General features: G+C 58.5%; 15 protein-coding genes and 3 pseudogenes. 9 read left to right on the top strand and 9 right to left on the bottom strand.

From position 1 onward, the window contains the following. The first annotated feature begins 93 nt into the window (after positions 1-93). Together NKJ07_RS11585 and NKJ07_RS11580 are read left to right on the top strand one after the other, a co-directional pair. The gene (locus tag NKJ07_RS11585) at positions 94-450 is read left to right on the top strand and encodes a toxin-antitoxin system TumE family protein (protein ID WP_318566974.1); all 357 of its coding nucleotides are present in this window, start codon (positions 94-96) and stop codon (positions 448-450) included. Continuing rightward, positions 443-847 (top strand): HVO_A0114 family putative DNA-binding protein, encoded by a 405-nt coding sequence (locus NKJ07_RS11580; protein ID WP_318566973.1) that lies wholly within the window; start codon positions 443-445, stop codon positions 845-847. Before NKJ07_RS11585 ends, NKJ07_RS11580 begins: the two co-directional genes overlap by 8 nt. 411 nt (positions 848-1,258) lie before the next feature. On the opposite strand, the gene NKJ07_RS11575 is transcribed toward NKJ07_RS11580, so the two are convergent. Continuing rightward, entirely contained in the window at positions 1,259-2,155 is an 897-nt protein-coding gene (locus NKJ07_RS11575) for a DNA-binding protein (RefSeq protein WP_318566972.1), read from the bottom strand. A gap of 942 nt (positions 2,156-3,097) precedes the next feature. On the opposite strand from NKJ07_RS11575, the pseudogene NKJ07_RS11570 reads away from it, so the two are divergent. Beyond that, positions 3,098-3,921: pseudogene (locus NKJ07_RS11570) on the top strand (IS5 family transposase). A gap of 18 nt (positions 3,922-3,939) precedes the next feature. Here the strand turns inward: NKJ07_RS11570 and NKJ07_RS11565 are convergent. Next, entirely contained in the window at positions 3,940-4,413 is a 474-nt protein-coding gene (locus tag NKJ07_RS11565) for a helix-hairpin-helix domain-containing protein (protein WP_318566971.1), read from the bottom strand. A gap of 236 nt (positions 4,414-4,649) precedes the next feature. Beyond that, positions 4,650-4,905: pseudogene (locus NKJ07_RS11560) on the bottom strand (IS200/IS605 family accessory protein TnpB-related protein); the annotation flags it as partial. A 74-nt stretch (positions 4,906-4,979) separates the two neighbouring features. Here NKJ07_RS11560 and NKJ07_RS11555 point away from each other — a divergent pair. From NKJ07_RS11555 to NKJ07_RS11545, 3 genes are read left to right on the top strand one after another with little or no spacing between them, the layout of a single operon-like run. Continuing rightward, positions 4,980-5,216: a hypothetical protein gene (locus NKJ07_RS11555; RefSeq protein WP_318566970.1), complete on the top strand. Its 237-nt coding sequence runs from the start codon at positions 4,980-4,982 to the stop codon at positions 5,214-5,216. Continuing rightward, positions 5,213-5,566: a type II toxin-antitoxin system PemK/MazF family toxin gene (locus NKJ07_RS11550; RefSeq protein ID WP_318566969.1), complete on the top strand. Its 354-nt coding sequence runs from the start codon at positions 5,213-5,215 to the stop codon at positions 5,564-5,566. Before NKJ07_RS11555 ends, NKJ07_RS11550 begins: the two co-directional genes overlap by 4 nt. Before the next feature lie 33 nt (positions 5,567-5,599). After that, positions 5,600-5,800, top strand: coding sequence for a helix-turn-helix domain-containing protein (locus tag NKJ07_RS11545; protein ID WP_318570451.1), 201 nt, complete (start codon positions 5,600-5,602; stop codon positions 5,798-5,800). On the opposite strand, the gene NKJ07_RS11540 is transcribed toward NKJ07_RS11545, so the two are convergent. Together NKJ07_RS11540 and NKJ07_RS11535 are read right to left on the bottom strand one after the other, a co-directional pair. Then, positions 5,783-6,973: an RNA-guided endonuclease InsQ/TnpB family protein gene (locus NKJ07_RS11540; protein ID WP_318566968.1), complete on the bottom strand. Its 1,191-nt coding sequence runs from the start codon at positions 6,971-6,973 to the stop codon at positions 5,783-5,785. The two genes, NKJ07_RS11545 and NKJ07_RS11540, sit on opposite strands and share 18 nt — an antisense overlap. A 587-nt stretch (positions 6,974-7,560) precedes the next feature. After that, on the bottom strand, positions 7,561-8,208 hold the full coding sequence (locus NKJ07_RS11535) for a rhomboid family intramembrane serine protease (protein WP_318566967.1): 648 nt from the start codon (positions 8,206-8,208) through the stop codon (positions 7,561-7,563). A 321-nt stretch (positions 8,209-8,529) separates the two neighbouring features. Here NKJ07_RS11535 and NKJ07_RS11530 point away from each other — a divergent pair, with 321 nt between their 5' ends. Further along, the gene (locus NKJ07_RS11530) at positions 8,530-8,994 is read left to right on the top strand and encodes a MarR family transcriptional regulator (protein WP_318566966.1); all 465 of its coding nucleotides are present in this window, start codon (positions 8,530-8,532) and stop codon (positions 8,992-8,994) included. A gap of 370 nt (positions 8,995-9,364) precedes the next feature. Here the strand turns inward: NKJ07_RS11530 and NKJ07_RS11525 are convergent, their stop codons facing one another. The 3 genes from NKJ07_RS11525 to NKJ07_RS11515 all read right to left on the bottom strand — a co-directional run bounded on the left by NKJ07_RS11525 (position 9,365) and on the right by NKJ07_RS11515 (position 11,548). Beyond that, a complete protein-coding gene (locus tag NKJ07_RS11525) occupies positions 9,365-10,249 on the bottom strand; it encodes an IS1595 family transposase (protein ID WP_318566965.1) in 885 nt (294 codons plus the stop codon). A gap of 95 nt (positions 10,250-10,344) precedes the next feature. After that, entirely contained in the window at positions 10,345-10,860 is a 516-nt protein-coding gene (locus tag NKJ07_RS11520) for a DUF8154 family protein (RefSeq protein WP_318566964.1), read from the bottom strand. Beyond that, positions 10,853-11,548 carry a nucleotidyltransferase domain-containing protein gene (locus tag NKJ07_RS11515; RefSeq protein WP_318566963.1) on the bottom strand — a complete coding sequence of 232 codons (696 nt, stop codon included), beginning with the start codon at positions 11,546-11,548 and terminating at the stop codon, positions 10,853-10,855. Before NKJ07_RS11515 ends, NKJ07_RS11520 begins: the two co-directional genes overlap by 8 nt. A gap of 501 nt (positions 11,549-12,049) precedes the next feature. Here NKJ07_RS11515 and NKJ07_RS11510 point away from each other — a divergent pair. Further along, complete coding sequence (locus NKJ07_RS11510) at positions 12,050-12,973, top strand: MarR family transcriptional regulator (protein WP_318566962.1); 924 nt, start codon at positions 12,050-12,052, stop codon at positions 12,971-12,973. Beyond that, a pseudogene (locus tag NKJ07_RS11505) lies at positions 12,970-13,404 on the top strand (hypothetical protein); the annotation flags it as partial. The gene NKJ07_RS11510 and the pseudogene NKJ07_RS11505, both read left to right, overlap by 4 nt. 197 nt (positions 13,405-13,601) lie before the next feature. Here the strand turns inward: NKJ07_RS11505 and NKJ07_RS11500 are convergent. Continuing rightward, a complete protein-coding gene (locus tag NKJ07_RS11500; protein WP_318566907.1) occupies positions 13,602-14,417 on the bottom strand; it encodes an IS5 family transposase in 816 nt (271 codons plus the stop codon). Positions 14,418-14,424 lie beyond the last annotated feature (7 nt).

Here is a 14,424-nt window from a genome sequence, read left to right as displayed (position 1 = left end):
GTCTTGCGTTTTCTACAACTGGCTTGCTATCACCTTCGTTGGTTCCTTAACCAACAATTCTAAACCGTTGGCTGCACAACCAACATTTGAGGGATGGAACCGACGGCCGACGAACTCGATGGGTACAGTAACGCCACAGTGTACGAAGACAGCACCGTGGTCCGCGTGTCGGTTCGTCGTACCGACGACGAGGCGTATCCATCGGGATGGCGGTACACGTTCCACTACGGTGCGCTGGCTCCCGATCCGGATACGCTCGAAGACGGGACGATCCGCCGCTACGACAACGCCCACGAAGACACGAAAGGCCACGAACTCCACGTCGCTCCCGACCCGGAGCCGAAACGTGTCGAGTTCTTGGGGATTGAGGAACTCTACGAACGGTTCTGGAACGAGATTCCGAAGCTGCGATTCGGTCCATCCGGCGACACAGGTGATATCCATGACTGACAACACGAACGTACTGCTAGTCACGGTCGATAGCGAGACGAACCCCTACGAGGAGGGGCTGGAAGCGATTCAGCAACTCACAGAGGGCGAATCCATCGACCAGCCAGCGACTGTGCGCTTCCCGAACGAGTCACAGCTGACGGAGGTGTTCAACGAGCGAACCTACACGCTTCTGCGTGTTATCAGGGACGAGGCACCGGAGAGTATCCGCGAAACTGCACGGCTGGTCGGACGAGACAAGAAGAACGTGTATCAGGAACTGACGACGCTGGAGGCACTCGGGGTGATTCGCTTCGAGGAAGTGGGCCGGGCGAAGCGGCCGGTTTTCCCGTACGACGAACTGATCGTGACGCCGCTCGCTCGTGGCTCCGGTGACGGTGCGGCGGCAGCGCCGTAGGATTGGATCCCATCCTCGTAGGAGATAGGCCTCATCGTCGCGGAGCGACGGAGTTCGAATCCGAGCGTACCACTACCTCGTTTGCCCACGTTGTACTCGACAGAGTCGCGTGAATGATTTGAGTCTGGTACGTTTCGAGACGAACTCTGCAAGAGTTCGTTATTCAAGGGATACAATCCGACGCTATCGGGCGATTAGAACGACGACGGACCCGAGGGGATTTGATTCTGTTTCAACTCTGTTCGAAGCCAAATCCAAGTCCTCTCCTCACGGACGCCAAGTGAGTACACAGACAGTGTACTTGGTCGTGGCTGCGCGCGCAGCGCCGAACGGCGCGAGCACGGAGCGGAGGGTGGGGAGGTGGGGCCTGGGTCGGACCGGCACGAAGCAAAAAAAGCCTGCAACGACCGGCTATTCCCACCACCGACCGCGCTCGGGGAACTGGATCTCCGACCACCCCGTCACGGCCAGCGACACTCGTCCGTTGTACCAGTTCCGGGCAGCACCCTGAATACGAATCTTCTGACCCTCTGCGATCCACGGCGCATCCGACGCCTTCCAGATCGTCACGCGCGTCTTCCCACTGTCGTCAGCGACGAGGCCGACCTGTGCGATACTTGGGTGCGAGGGATCCCACAGCGTCTCGACACGACCCTCGATGGTCACCTCTCTACGATCGACGGCTTCGAGCTTCTCGATCGGCACCGCCCGTCCCGGGGCCGTCTGTAACTCCTCGAACGTCCCGACCACCGCGCTCATCATTCCTTGCCCCCCAACGACTTTCTCGGCCAGCCGGCGACCGATCGCCACGCGCGACCACCCCTCTAGCTTCTCGGCTAATCGCACCGACTCTCTGTTCACCATCGCCAGTTCCTCCCGTGAGAGTTCCTCACGTGGATCGATCCGATCCGGGTCGTATCGTGCGTCGACGCTCGCCGCACGCTCGTCGAACTCTTTTTTCCGACTCGCACTCGCTTTCGTCACCACCTCACGCGTCCGCTTCGCCCGTCCTTCCTGCGTCCCGAGCTCCGCTTTGGCGCTGATCCGCTCCAGTTCGGCTTCCCGTGCTCGGATGCGTTCTTCTTGCGCCAGGGTCACACCGTAGATCCGCTCCTGACTGGTGTCGACGATGCCCTCAGGGTGGTTCGCATCGACCTTGGCCTGCACTTCCATCTGCACCGTCGCCCGGAACTCGGGCGTCTCGTCGACGATCTCGAAGCCATCCTCGTCGACCATCCCGCTCGCCGCCTGCTCGTATGCCTGTTCATCCACCGAAACTTCATTACCCAAAACGTTCTTACTCGACATTGCTGTTAGCTCCGAAGGCGCTCACTCGGCGTCTTCTTCCGACACGTCACCACGACTCTCCAGCCGTGGCTACTCACACCGACCAACCAACCGTCTTTGCGCTCTCGCTCGCGCCTCCGTGAGCGCCCGTGAGGGCGCGAGCGAGAGCGCTCGAAAGGGTCAAAAAACAGCCGCGCGCGCCGAGAGCGGGAGCCTAAGCGGCCAGCGACAAGGTGGTTCGCGGTCCGTCCCGTTCTGTGGGACCGTGTCCAGGCCGACTGTCGCGAGCACGGGGACGCGCCGACGCGAGGAGGTGCGGCACCGCGCGCAAGCGGCACCAAGGGCTGGAACGCGAAAGCCCACGAGGGTCGCAACCGCAACCACACTTGTCTGCTGGCGCACCGGGAGGGTGCGAGCGAAGCGAGGCGCGAGTGTAACGAGCGCCTCGAAGCGAGCGGTGAAACCGCGAGCGCGGCTCCCGCTCCGTGGAGGCGAGCGAAGCGCGGAACGAACGGAGGTCCCACGAGCGGAGCGAGTGGGGCTCGGAAGACGAGCATGGCGAGTCTTCCGTCCGGAGTGAGTTCCGCGAAGCGAACGGCGAGGGCGCGGGCTTTGCCCGCGAGACCGAGCCGTGAAGCGCGGCGAGGCACCACTTAGGTTCGGCAACAACTGTTTCCCGCGGGGAGGATGTCAACTGACGAGTCGCTCACTGGTGTTCGCCTCCCCGCTCTCAAAGCGATGACAAAACTGCACCTGCTCGCCCTCTTTCTGGCTCAACTTCGGCGATGATCACAGATACCGCCGCTGTTGCTGTCGCAATGAGCGCTATCTCACGCTTGCACCACGGTCGCTGTGGTTTTGATGGGAACACGACTGACATTTGAACTGCTCTGTTGAATAGCGGTCGAACTGGTTGATATCGTTGTTTTAGACAGGTGAAGTCGAGGAACTCGATTCTGACTTATGGAAGTCGACCTCCTCGACTTCATTGAACGGTGTCGTCACCTAGCCAAACAAGCGTTGGGGAAGCACGCGGGCGAGCCTGCCAGCGGCGGGTTCGCCCGCTGGATTCACGTCGTTCTACACTGCTTTCGGCTCGAAGAGGGCCATAGCTACCGTGAAACGCCGAATCGGCTGGAGTACATGACTGAGATACGTGATGTACTCGGGCTTGATCGGGACGACCTGCCCGAGTTCAGCACGGTCTACAAGTCGTTCGATCGGTTCAAAGTGTGGGTGTGGCGGGCGTTGCTGCGCGTTTCAGCGCAGCAACACCCGCACTCTGGGAACGCCGCTCTCGACAGCACCTTCTTCGACCGCCGTCGTGCGTCGTCGTACTTCCGTCAGCGGTCGGGAAGCACTGTACAGACGCTGAAAGTGACGACATTAACTGATGTGGAGTCGCTCGCTGTTCTTGACGTCCACATCACGGCTCGGTGGAAACACGATACGAAGACCGGGCCGCAGGTCGTCCGCCGGAACGCGGACGACCTGCTGACCGTCGCCGCCGACAACGGGTTTCAAGACTGGCACACTGAGTACGAGATTGCCGCACACGAGTTGAGTATCTCGTCCACTACCGCGGTTCATCACCGAAAGCAGCCATGAACAACGCGCTCATCCGAACAAAAGGCTATTCTCAGCGCTGGATGGCTGAATCCTCGTACTCGATAACGAAGCGCTCGCTCGGCGACGCCGTGCGAGCGCTGGGCTGGTATCGACAGTTCCGTGAAATTGTACTGATGTTCGCCATCATTAACGTAGAATCACTGTGTGAGCCGCTGTAACCATGACTCAGCATCTATTCAACAGAGCAGAATCGGCCTACTTCTAACAGTATCGAGGATTCGTTCTGCCAGCGAGTTGCCGATATTATCAGCCGCAGTCAGATCTTCGCTGCTCGCGTCTGTCACATCCGCTACCGTCTCGAAACCGATTGCCCTGAGCTCTTCCGCTCGGGTGGGACCGATCCCTTTGATGCTCTCTAATGGCATGTCTCTGTCAAGTGGCTCGCTCTGGAGGCTCTCTTCAACATCGAACTCTTCGGCTTCATCTGATTGCGATTCTCTTCGCTTGATTTTGACTTGGGCGCCAGCCTCCTGCAGACGCTCATCTATGAAATCTGCCTCTTCTTCGTCGTCCGTTTCTCTCACGACGCCGCCTGATTCGATGAGTTCCGATACACGTTGTTCGGAGTTCATAAGCCCGATTAAAATCTGCCGGACCTCATCCTCGCTCTCGGTAACCGGCTCGATGGTTATGAAGTACGTGGCTGGCATCCGAGATCAGGTCCCATCTTCACTTGATGCTTCCCAGGGAGGCAGGCGAATGAGTGGCCATTGCTATTTGTTAACAATAAACAATGGGCCACCTATTATTTATATTTTCGGCCGAAACAGGTGACACTGCTTAACGAAGTCGAGGAGTTCGACTTCCATGGACAGAGGCGAATTCCTCGACTTCACCCTTTTAACCCGGTGAAAGCGACCGGATCAAACGCTATTCAACAGAGCAATTTGAACCGCTTCTTGTTTCGGTTCGTGCGCTCCGTATGTCCACACATCGGGCATCGTTGACTCGTGTACGCGGGGTCAATCCACGCGGTTGGGATACCCTCAAATGACGTCTTGTATGACGTATAGAACTGACGAGCGCGGAACGGGAGGGGGGTGCAATCGCCGGTTCATCCGTGTACCGTAGTCGATACTGTCGCGCAGCTCTTTGAGGTCTTCAAAGACGATGCACGGCTTCTCGAACTGTTGATGCCATTTCGCTCTCCGAGGCTATTCAGAGTGGGCTATGGTGGGTAGTCTTCAAGTAGTAGTGGGTTATAGTGGGTAGCAAGATGAAAGTTGACGCCAACGACTTGCGAACGAACGAAACCGACGACCGAGGACGAATCTATCTCGGAACCGAATACGCGAACAAGCGCGTCACAGTTGCCGTTGTCGAGGTCGAATCCGACCGTCCTGACGAAGATGAACTGGCCGCCGCATACCGCGAGGCGTCCGAGAGTGCAGCCTCTCTTGGCAAAGAGTGGGACGAAACCTCGGACGAAGCCTGGAGCGGACTTGATGAATGAGCGAACGCCCAGAGGTAAGACGCGGAGACGTCGTCATCGTCCGGCTTGACCCGGCGGAAGGACACGAAATGAACAAGACGCGACCGGCGGTCGTCGTGCAAAACGACATCGGAAACAAGAACTCTGGGACGACTATCGTCGCACCTGCGACAGGAACCTATCGGGGGTACCCATTCGAGGTGTTGGTCGAGGCGCCGGGCTCTCCCTTCGAGAAGGATTCTTCGATTCGGCTCGACCAGATTCGTGCGATTTCCATCGAACAACGTATTCACTCTGTCGTCGGCTCACTAGACAGTCCGACGATGCTGGAGGTTGACGAAGCGTTGAAATTGAGTCTTGGTCTCGACTGAGTTACAAAACCGGTCGATTTCGAGAGCTACCATCTGAATGATCTTCCAGATGAGGGGACGAACGGGCGACGGATTCTCGAACACCTCGCACGGCATTCCGAACTTTGGTTCACACCGAGCGAACTTGCCGACGAACTCGACATCCCGCGAGGAAGTGTTGGGACGACGCTGAGCCGCCTCAACGAGCGGGGAGTCGTCCGAGTGAACTACCCTACCCTACTCGCTCACGGCTGACGCCGTTCGCTCCTTGAGGGTAGGGCTTCCTGCTTCCACGACGCGCTTTGCAGACACAGGTGTATCCACAGGGAGCGCAGTCTCCACAGGCGTTGATTCGGAGTATCCCACTCCTACGTCTTTGAGCCCACGAGAAAGAATGTTCCACGCCGCGTTCGCGTCTCTGTCCGCCTCGAACCCGCACGAGGGACAGGAGTGTTCACGGACCCACAACGGTTTCTCTGTCGAGACACCACACGACGCGCACTCTTTGGTCGTCCCTCTCGGGTTGACCGCGACGAAGTGCGTTCCCTTCCGCTCACACTTGTATTCGAGCAACGAGAGGAACGTCCGCCACGCCGCCGACGCCGTGTTGCGGCTGTTCGACGGCGACTCCAGCATCCCCTTCACGTTCAGGTCTTCGACCGCTACGAGGTCGTACTCCCGAGCGTAGTAGTTCGAGAGCTTGTGCAAGAAGTCGCGGCGCTTCCGTCGAAGGTCGGCGTGACACCCCGCCACGCGCCGCCGTTGCTTCTCGTAGTTGTTCGACCCGTGTTGCTTCCGCGAGAGTTTCCGTTGCTCGCGCTCCAAGCGTTCGCGTTCGTCGGAGAGGTCGAGCGACCCGACCGCCGTGCCGTCGGTGTCGTGGGCGTACTTGAGAATCCCTACGTCGATGCCGACGCACTTCTCGGGATTCTCGGGTGTCTCAGGCGGTTCACGGTCCAGTTGGACGCCGAAGGTGGCAAACCACTCGCCCGTCGGCTCTTTCTTGAGCGTGACCTGCTTGAGCGTGGCGTCGTCGGGGATGGCGCGGTGAAGCCGAATCGGTATGTCCGCGAGTTTCGAGAGTGACAGCACAGTCTGACCACCCTTCTTGTCGAGCTTGAAGCCAGACTGACTGTACGTGAAAACTGCGGAACTCCCGTGGTGGCTTCCACTTGAGTTGGCCGACGCCGTATCCGTTTCCTTGAGTGCCGAGAGTCCTTTGACGTTCTGCTCGATTCGCATGACTGTGGTTTGCAGAACTGTTGAATACACGTCCGAGAGGCCATCCCACCAGTCTTTCAGGGACGGGATTTCGTCTCGGATGGACCGAACACGCTGATTGAGCGTGCCTGCGCCCTCGGAAATTTGGTCGAAGCGGTAGAGCGCGTGATTGTACAGTTGCCTACAAATGTCTCGGTGTCGGTCCAACTCCTCACGGTGGGCGTCGGACGGCTTTGACGGTACTTGTAGGCGTAGTACATTCGCTACTCGTGTTCCTCGATATACTCGTCAAGCCGCTCGCGGATGAACGACGAGAGATTTAGGTGGTGTTCCTGAATCCACTCGTGTTGGTCCTCTCGGAGCGTGATTGTGGTCCGTTTCACCGTATGCATCGTATTCACTATATGCACAAAACAGTTGCGATTACGTGGGCCTGTGGGCCTGCAACCGTAGAGTGTATGAGAACCGTGCGGCGCTGTATCCCCTCCCTGCTCGCGCCTCCCGTTCGGTCGGCGCTCGCTGAGGAAGGGGGCTTAGCGCCTCAATTCAGCTAATGGTGAGTATTGGGCGATCAATATCGAGGCGGACGACGCTCAAACAGCCAGTGAGATCGGCCCGCGGGCAGTTGCTGACCGATTCGAGGGCGATCACGACCGGACAGGTCCGACGCTCGCTACGTGGTCCACTGTTCGGCCAGTCGTCGGAGACACATCATCGCACAATGCCGTCATGAGAACAGACGACCGCGCTGTACTGCCCAGCGCGAGTCTACACCTGGGAGGTCCGAAACATCCTCACCTCGTCCGAAGGTGGAGCAACCGGATTCGCCCGGCGAACAGTCCGAGAACGAGGCCGGTCATATGACCGATGAGAGCCGATCCGGGCCCCGACAACAGTATCGCGAGTATCACTGCAACGGAGATGAGCACAACCGTGGTCGCCCGGTCCGACTCGGTCACGCGGTCCACCCTGCGGAGCAGTCCATCGGCGACTCTGTTGCCGGTGATCAGGTATCCCATGAGAGCGAAGACGGCCCCGGACGCGCCCAGGACGCCGCGAGGGCGTACCGTCAGGACGGTCCCGGCCCCGACTTCGGCGAGCCCAGCGAGCATACCAGTGAGCAGAAAGAACGCGTGGAACCGCCGTCGGCTGGTCACACGCTCGACGAGCGCTCCGAACAGGATCAAGCCGAGAAGGTTCCCCACGAGATGCCCCGGGCTCGCGTGAGCGTACACGTTGGTGACGAGCGTCCAGGGCTCGACGAAGACGAGCGGACTCAGCGCGAACAGCCCGACCAGTCCCAAAAGCGTCAGTGGAAACTGGATCAGAAAGAACCCGATCAACACGATCGCGGTCTCGGCCGTCGGACTCCGCTCGTTCCGAGCGGTCGTCCGCGGGATCAGGGTACCACTGGATCGGTTCGACACGGGCCAGTTGCTCATGAGCACGGTAGCCGTCGCAGCCGCATGAACGTCCGGGTGCGTCTGTCGGAGCAGGTCTGAAATGTTCTTTGCGTCTCGAGCAAAGGCTGCGGTAGAAAAGTTAACCTCGTTGTATTCGCCTCGTGACCCTCGGCGGGGTCCAACTGGGCGATGACGACATCGCCACGCCGAAGCGCTGTCTCCTCCTTCATTCAGCTAGATCGTTCCACGCCTCGTCAGCTGTGTCATCCCACTCTTCGGCCAACGCCTCTGCACGCTTGGATGCGTCCCGATAGCAGAAACTTAATTACACTCGTTATCACACAGTTACAGTAGATTACAATGCCGGTCGATTTCGAGAGCTACCATCCGAGTAGCCTTCCAGATGAAGGAACGAACGGGCGGCGGATTCTCGAACACCTCGCACAGCATTCCGAACTTGGGTTCACACCGAGCGAACTTGCCGACGAACTCGACATCCCGCGAGGAAGTGTTGGGACGACGCTGAGCCGCCTCGACGAGCGAGGACTCGTCCGACACAAAGGTGAGTATTGGGCGATCAACATCGAGGCGTACGACGCTCAAACAGCCAGTGAGATCGGCCTGCGGGCAGTTGCTGACCGATTCGAGGGCGATCACTACGATACAAACCCCGACTGGGACGCTGCACTCCCAGATGTTGACGCTGAAGCGAACGACGAGCGATGCTTCGACGTGGAAGCATCGTCGTCGCCTCCGATCCCTATGGTCAACTCCTCGAAGACCCTACCTCATCTTGAGCGACGCGACACACCCATTCGCGGGTGAACAATACATCGCCGCCGGCATCACGACGAGAGAATACCCACCATCGATTTCGCTGGAGGGAGGGTTCGTCGAAGCGGCCTCTCGGAACGATCGTTTGTCTCGCCGTGGGCTGTCGTCTCTCTTCGCGAGCCCGATATCGAACGCGCAGTGGCAATCGTCGACCAAACGGTGACGAGAGCCGTGGCTCAACAGATAGCCTGATTCGTTGGCTACGGCCCAACCGACTCGTAACCTCCCGTTCGGAGCGTCAGGTGGCTCACACCGCCATCGGTGTGAAGATCGGTTGTTTGCTGAACTCATGCTTAATATTCAGTACGTCACTTCGATCAGACATTGATGGTTCGCTCATGGGAAGCACATTGTTGGTGAGTTAGAGAACGGTTCGAACGATTTCTTTGAGGGCGTCTCGACCAGGTTTGCGGAAGATTCGTCGGCGAAGTTGGAACGCTCTGAGATACGGCGTCAGCTTGTCTTTTGAGACACCTCGGTGCGGCAAGAGCCACCGTCGCGCCAGCGACGCGTGGCTCTCGCAGGAGTTCACGTGCGCGTCTCCATCTACGTATTCGCCGTCGCCGTGAATCACCGCTTCTCGTTGGAAGTTCTCGTCATCTTCGAGTGGATCGTATGCTCGAAATCCGTCGGTGTAGACAGTGAGCGACTCCTCCTCGCGGGCGCCGAAGAGGAGTCGCACGGCCGATTCGTCAGCTGATTTCGCTGGCACGACGTATCGCTGACCGCTGCCGCGATCAACGAGTGTGAACACCGGTGGCTTGTCCTCGGCGTAGCTTCCACGACCACGTTTCGACAGGCCACGCGAGCGCGACTCCTGGTCGCGCTCGCGGCCTTTCAGCCCCGCGGTGACGTACACTTCGTCGATCTCGACTGGACCAACGAGATCGATGGCTGGCGCGTCGAGCGTTCTGGCGAACTGCTCGACGCGCCGCCGGAGTGACCGGTAGGAGACGTCGAGCTCAGCGTCTAGCTGGCGAATACTCGTGTTGAACCGAAGCAACGTGTAGAACGCGAACAAGGGCTTGTCGAGGCCGATCTTCGCGTGCGCGAAGATCGTGCCGGTCGTGGGGTTGAACGTGCGGTCGCAATCCTTACAGAGAGACCGTTGGTAGTGTCGATAGCTGCCGTGTTTGATCACTGACTCAGACCGGCAGCGCGGGCAGTAGAGGCCATCGAACCAGCGAACCTGCTCCAGCAGGTTCGCGGCGCTCGCCTCTGAGTTCAGCAATTCAACTGGGAACATTGCATCGGGTGACGCATTCGCGTCACCCTTGCCCGCTGCGCTTCGACAGCGCCAGCTCTATGCGACCAACAACCTGCTTCCCAAGAGCGTTCCAGTTAATCCGCGTCACAAATGCAAACCCCACCCTCTCGGATCTGGTCGACGACGAAGCCGTGTACACTCCGAGCGAGTTCAGCCATGGCCTCGGCTTGATGATCGGTCGGCTGTCCACCGCCGTAGTAACTCTCGGTCCTATTTTCCGAATACAAGTTCTTCATGTTCTCGGCTGTTTCCCTCTCGAAGAGACCAAGTTGGTGGGCACGCTCATAGCTGAATTCGTGATCCCGGAACTCCTCTACTTCGTCTCCACTCATCGCTACCGCGTACGCCTCGATCGACCGTTCGATAGCACCGAAGCTCAGTTCGATAATCGCCGTGAAGTGGCCATTGTGCTCTTCGATGGACTCGATCACTTCCAAGAGCCTGCACGCTTTCGTGAGCTGTGTCTCCCAATCCCCGCCTGATTCGATTCCGTGTTCTGGAGTTGGCCTCCCGCGACCCCGATAGTCGAATGCATCTTGCGCCCGTCCGAGAGCATCGAGTATCTCATTCGGATCCGATCCGTTACTCATCACGTTCTACCTCGTTCATGAGAAGCCGTTCGACGGTCTCGAAATCGGATTTCTTGTGTACGGGGATCCCAGCCAACACGATCTCACGGATGTCCTCGGTGTACATCGGGATAGAGGACACGTCCTCCACGTCGATGTCGTACGCGTAGCGGCCTGATTCGAACTCCCGTTCCTCAAGTTCGCGAGCGACTCTATTGGCTGCCCGTTGACCCGCTGCTCGATCTTCGCTCACGAGGACCCATAGATCGATATCGCTCCGACGGTCTGCTTCCCCTCGCGCAACACTTCCGTAGAGCAAGATACCCAGGGTGTTATCGATCGTCTCAGTGAGTTCGTCCACAGCAGCTTTTACTGGTTTGTGAAATTCGGACTGTGGAATCTGGAGAATCGGATCATCAGGAACCGAGAGACGGTCACGGTTGATCCGGACGAGACGTTGGTTACCACCCGGTTCTTCAACGACGAGATCGTTCGACCTCAGGACATCGACCGCCCGTCCTACGGTTGGTTTAGTGTTTCCAGTCTGGGTTGCGATTTCTGAAACGGAGAACTCGTCGAATCGGTGTCGAGATAAAAAGAGAAGGATATCGTTGGTCGCCTTGTTCTTGTATATTTCAGGGTCTTGAGAGGGTACTTGGAGTGATATTCTGATACCGCTCTGGGGCTGCTTTTTCACCTCGTGTTCCATGTAATGCACAACGTAATCGAACTATTAATACTTCATTAGTAAATCGGCTCTTCACTTATATCCAAGTGTGTAATGACAATGGGGTGCGAATCGGCGCGGTCGACGAAGGACTTGGCGGCTGACTGGCTTCCGCCGAGGAAGACGCCGAGAGGACCATCTGCGCGATCTCGCTCGCGCCGTCGTGAGCGCCCGTGAGGGCGCGAGCGAGACGCCTCGTCGAGAGTGAAAGAACGAGCCGCTGGCCGCTCGGGCTCCCGCTCCGTGGAGGCGAGCGAAGCGCGGAACGAACGGCGTTCCCACGAGCGAAGCGAGTGGGAGCACGGAAGACGAGCGAAGCGAGTCTTCCGGAGCGAACGGGAACAAGCGAGATGTAGTCTCGCGTGGTCGCGGAATGCTGAGCCGTCGAGGGCTTCATCCTTCAGTTTCCCATCTCGACTGAGCCAGCAGATTGTTGCAAAACACCGAAAGGATTTATATATTAGTTCGCTAGTATGCAACAAGATGCTCACAGAAGGCGAGGTTCGCGCTCTCACTACCTTCCACGGTGAGCAGACGGTCTCTGAACTCGCAACAAGTCTTGACCGGAGTCCCAGCTACACCTCAGAACTCGTCGAACGGCTCGAAACAGCTGGCCTCGTCGAGACACGCCGACAGGGGAAGACTAAGCAGATTCGACTGTCGGACGCAAAGGCACTCGAGTTACTCACGGACCTCACGCAGCGGTATTCACACATCGACTGGCCGGAGTTGTTGTCAGGGTCAGCCCTCCGTGTGTGCTACTACCTCGACACCCCACGGACCGCGACCGATCTCGCACGCCATGCCGACGTCCACAGAAGTACCGTCCACCGTGCGCTTGCCCCACTTCAGCATCGCGGAGTCGTCTACCGAACCGACGACGGGACGTACGCACTGAACGACGGCTTCAAACAGCTAAGTGAATTCGCTCGTGAGCTTGCACATCACGCCCACCGCCAGACTGTCGAAGAACAGACCAACACGTACACGATTCTGTGGGAATCGCTTGACGAGTTCCTTGTGCAGACGACGACTGAGATCGCCAACGAACAGTTCATTCCGACAGGGCCAGACCAATTCCAGCGATATGGCCTCCCGCTGTTGGCACGTGACCGCAGACACTACCTCTATTCGGAGACAACGAGTGAGCTCTCGCCGGAGATGTTGTGCTGCCACATGCTCGTGATCGATTCGGGCGCACGGGCTCAGTCATACTGCCTGCTCTTGCTCAGTCACGTCGACATCGACTGCGACGAACTCCAAACCCAAGCCGTCACGTACCGCGTCGACGGCGTCGTCGACGAACTCTGCACATATCTCGACACCAGTGGCGACCAGCGAACGTCTTATCTTCCCGAGTGGGAGGACTTCGAAGAACTCGCTGAAGAGTACGAGGTGACGCTATGAGGGCACGGTTTGATAGCGCATACATTCGCTCAGAACTCGAGCGCATCGGTCAGCAGCTGGACAATCCACTCACCGTCTTCTTGATTGGCGGTGGGTCGATGGCGTTTCGCGGTCTCAAAGAGACGACCAAAGACATCAACCTCATCGTCTCTTCCGGCGACGACCTGAGTCAGTTACAAGTGGTGCTGCTTGAACTGGGATACGATATCGTCCGGGAGCCGGACGAAGAGTACGAAGAACTCGGTGCCCAGCGAATCTTCGAGAACGATGACGGGTGCCGTATCGACATCTTCAATCAGCAAGTGATCGGCAAACTGATTCTGTCTCCAGGCATTCGTGAGCGGAGCGAGCGCTATCTCGACCCGGGAGATCTCGTGGTCGAGCTCGTGAGTCCAGAAGATATCTTCCTGTTCAAATGCCTTGTTGAACGCAAGACAGCGTCGGGGTGGGGTTGCTGATCTACAATTTTACGGCGCTAAAGACGGCTTCTCGCCCTCAGAAGATGCAGTAGCTGTCACTCACAGCGGTTGCTGATGAGTCAAAACTATGGTACCTTGCTCCATTGTTCCGGTGACGGCGGCGATGCCTCTCCCGGATACGTCCGGAGAAGGGGAGCAGACGGCGAGCCCTAACTCGCCGCCTGCGTCAGGTTATGCACGATGCACTTGCGAGTCAGCTCCCGGAACTGGCCATGCCAGCTCCGGGAGCGGAGCTTCTCGCCGTCGTCTTCCTTCAACTGCGAGAAACCTGTCTCGCTCATCCAGCGTTGGTTGTAGTCCTCGTTCATCCGGGCGTTGTGGGCCTTCTGCAACGGTGTCTGCTCCCTGTGCTTGATCAACGGTCGCGTTGAGTTGGAGCGACACTCCTCGCGGAGGTCGCTCCACGAATAGTTCGCATCAGCAGACAACACACGCAGGTCTTCCGCGTTCCGGCGGAAGACCTGCATCCCGATGTGGCCGTCCCAGGCTTTCTTCGTCGTGAAATGAACGTCCTTGATCGCCAGCGAGTTCACGTCGATCAAGATCGTCGTCTTCATCGACTGGAACGAGTAATTCGCGCGGTCGCGGTAGTGGTAGCTGGTTTGATCGCGCTGGAAGCCACTCGCGTCAATCGCGGCTTCACCACTCCAGCCCGCCTGCTCCGCCGAAGCGCGGAGCAGGCGGCGCAGGTCACGCATCCGGTACTCTTGTTCCCACCGGCAGAACGAACTGTAGTGCGGTGCCTCGTCAAGTTCGAACACGGCGAGGACACCGGGCATCTCGTTAAGATAGTCTTCAGTCTCACGGAGGCTCTTCTCCAACTCGACGCGGTACAGAATCAAGGCGATCTGCACCCATTTCGCGTACCCGCCCGCGCCGTCCGGCGCGGCGGGTACTTCCGGGTCGTCAACGTGCTGTTTGGCAAGATCTCGACACATCCGTGCTAGCCGTCTGAGCGATGCCATATCGCCA

It is taken from the genome of Salinigranum marinum, assembly GCF_024228675.1.
Taxonomy (GTDB): domain Archaea; phylum Halobacteriota; class Halobacteria; order Halobacteriales; family Haloferacaceae; genus Salinigranum; species Salinigranum marinum.
Note: the sequence above shows the minus strand (reverse complement) of the source record. Positions and strands in the feature narration are given on the sequence as shown.

Excerpts from the sequence above, each read along its gene's own strand:
- NKJ07_RS11520 (WP_318566964.1), bottom strand. The coding sequence starts at position 10,860 with ATGAGTAACGGATCGGATCCGAATGAGATACTCGATGCTCTCGGACGG.
- NKJ07_RS11530 (WP_318566966.1), top strand. The coding sequence starts at position 8,530 with ATGCCGGTCGATTTCGAGAGCTACCATCCGAGTAGCCTTCCAGATGAA.
- NKJ07_RS11565 (WP_318566971.1), bottom strand. The coding sequence starts at position 4,413 with ATGCCAGCCACGTACTTCATAACCATCGAGCCGGTTACCGAGAGCGAG.
- NKJ07_RS11515 (WP_318566963.1), bottom strand. The coding sequence starts at position 11,548 with ATGGAACACGAGGTGAAAAAGCAGCCCCAGAGCGGTATCAGAATATCA.
- NKJ07_RS11575 (WP_318566972.1), bottom strand. The coding sequence starts at position 2,155 with ATGTCGAGTAAGAACGTTTTGGGTAATGAAGTTTCGGTGGATGAACAG.
- NKJ07_RS11500 (WP_318566907.1), bottom strand. The coding sequence starts at position 14,417 with ATGGCATCGCTCAGACGGCTAGCACGGATGTGTCGAGATCTTGCCAAA.
- NKJ07_RS11580 (WP_318566973.1), top strand. The coding sequence starts at position 443 with ATGACTGACAACACGAACGTACTGCTAGTCACGGTCGATAGCGAGACG.
- NKJ07_RS11585 (WP_318566974.1), top strand. The coding sequence starts at position 94 with ATGGAACCGACGGCCGACGAACTCGATGGGTACAGTAACGCCACAGTG.
- NKJ07_RS11535 (WP_318566967.1), bottom strand. The coding sequence starts at position 8,208 with ATGAGCAACTGGCCCGTGTCGAACCGATCCAGTGGTACCCTGATCCCG.
- NKJ07_RS11550 (WP_318566969.1), top strand. The coding sequence starts at position 5,213 with ATGAGCGAACGCCCAGAGGTAAGACGCGGAGACGTCGTCATCGTCCGG.
- NKJ07_RS11555 (WP_318566970.1), top strand. The coding sequence starts at position 4,980 with ATGAAAGTTGACGCCAACGACTTGCGAACGAACGAAACCGACGACCGA.
- NKJ07_RS11525 (WP_318566965.1), bottom strand. The coding sequence starts at position 10,249 with ATGTTCCCAGTTGAATTGCTGAACTCAGAGGCGAGCGCCGCGAACCTG.
- NKJ07_RS11510 (WP_318566962.1), top strand. The coding sequence starts at position 12,050 with ATGCTCACAGAAGGCGAGGTTCGCGCTCTCACTACCTTCCACGGTGAG.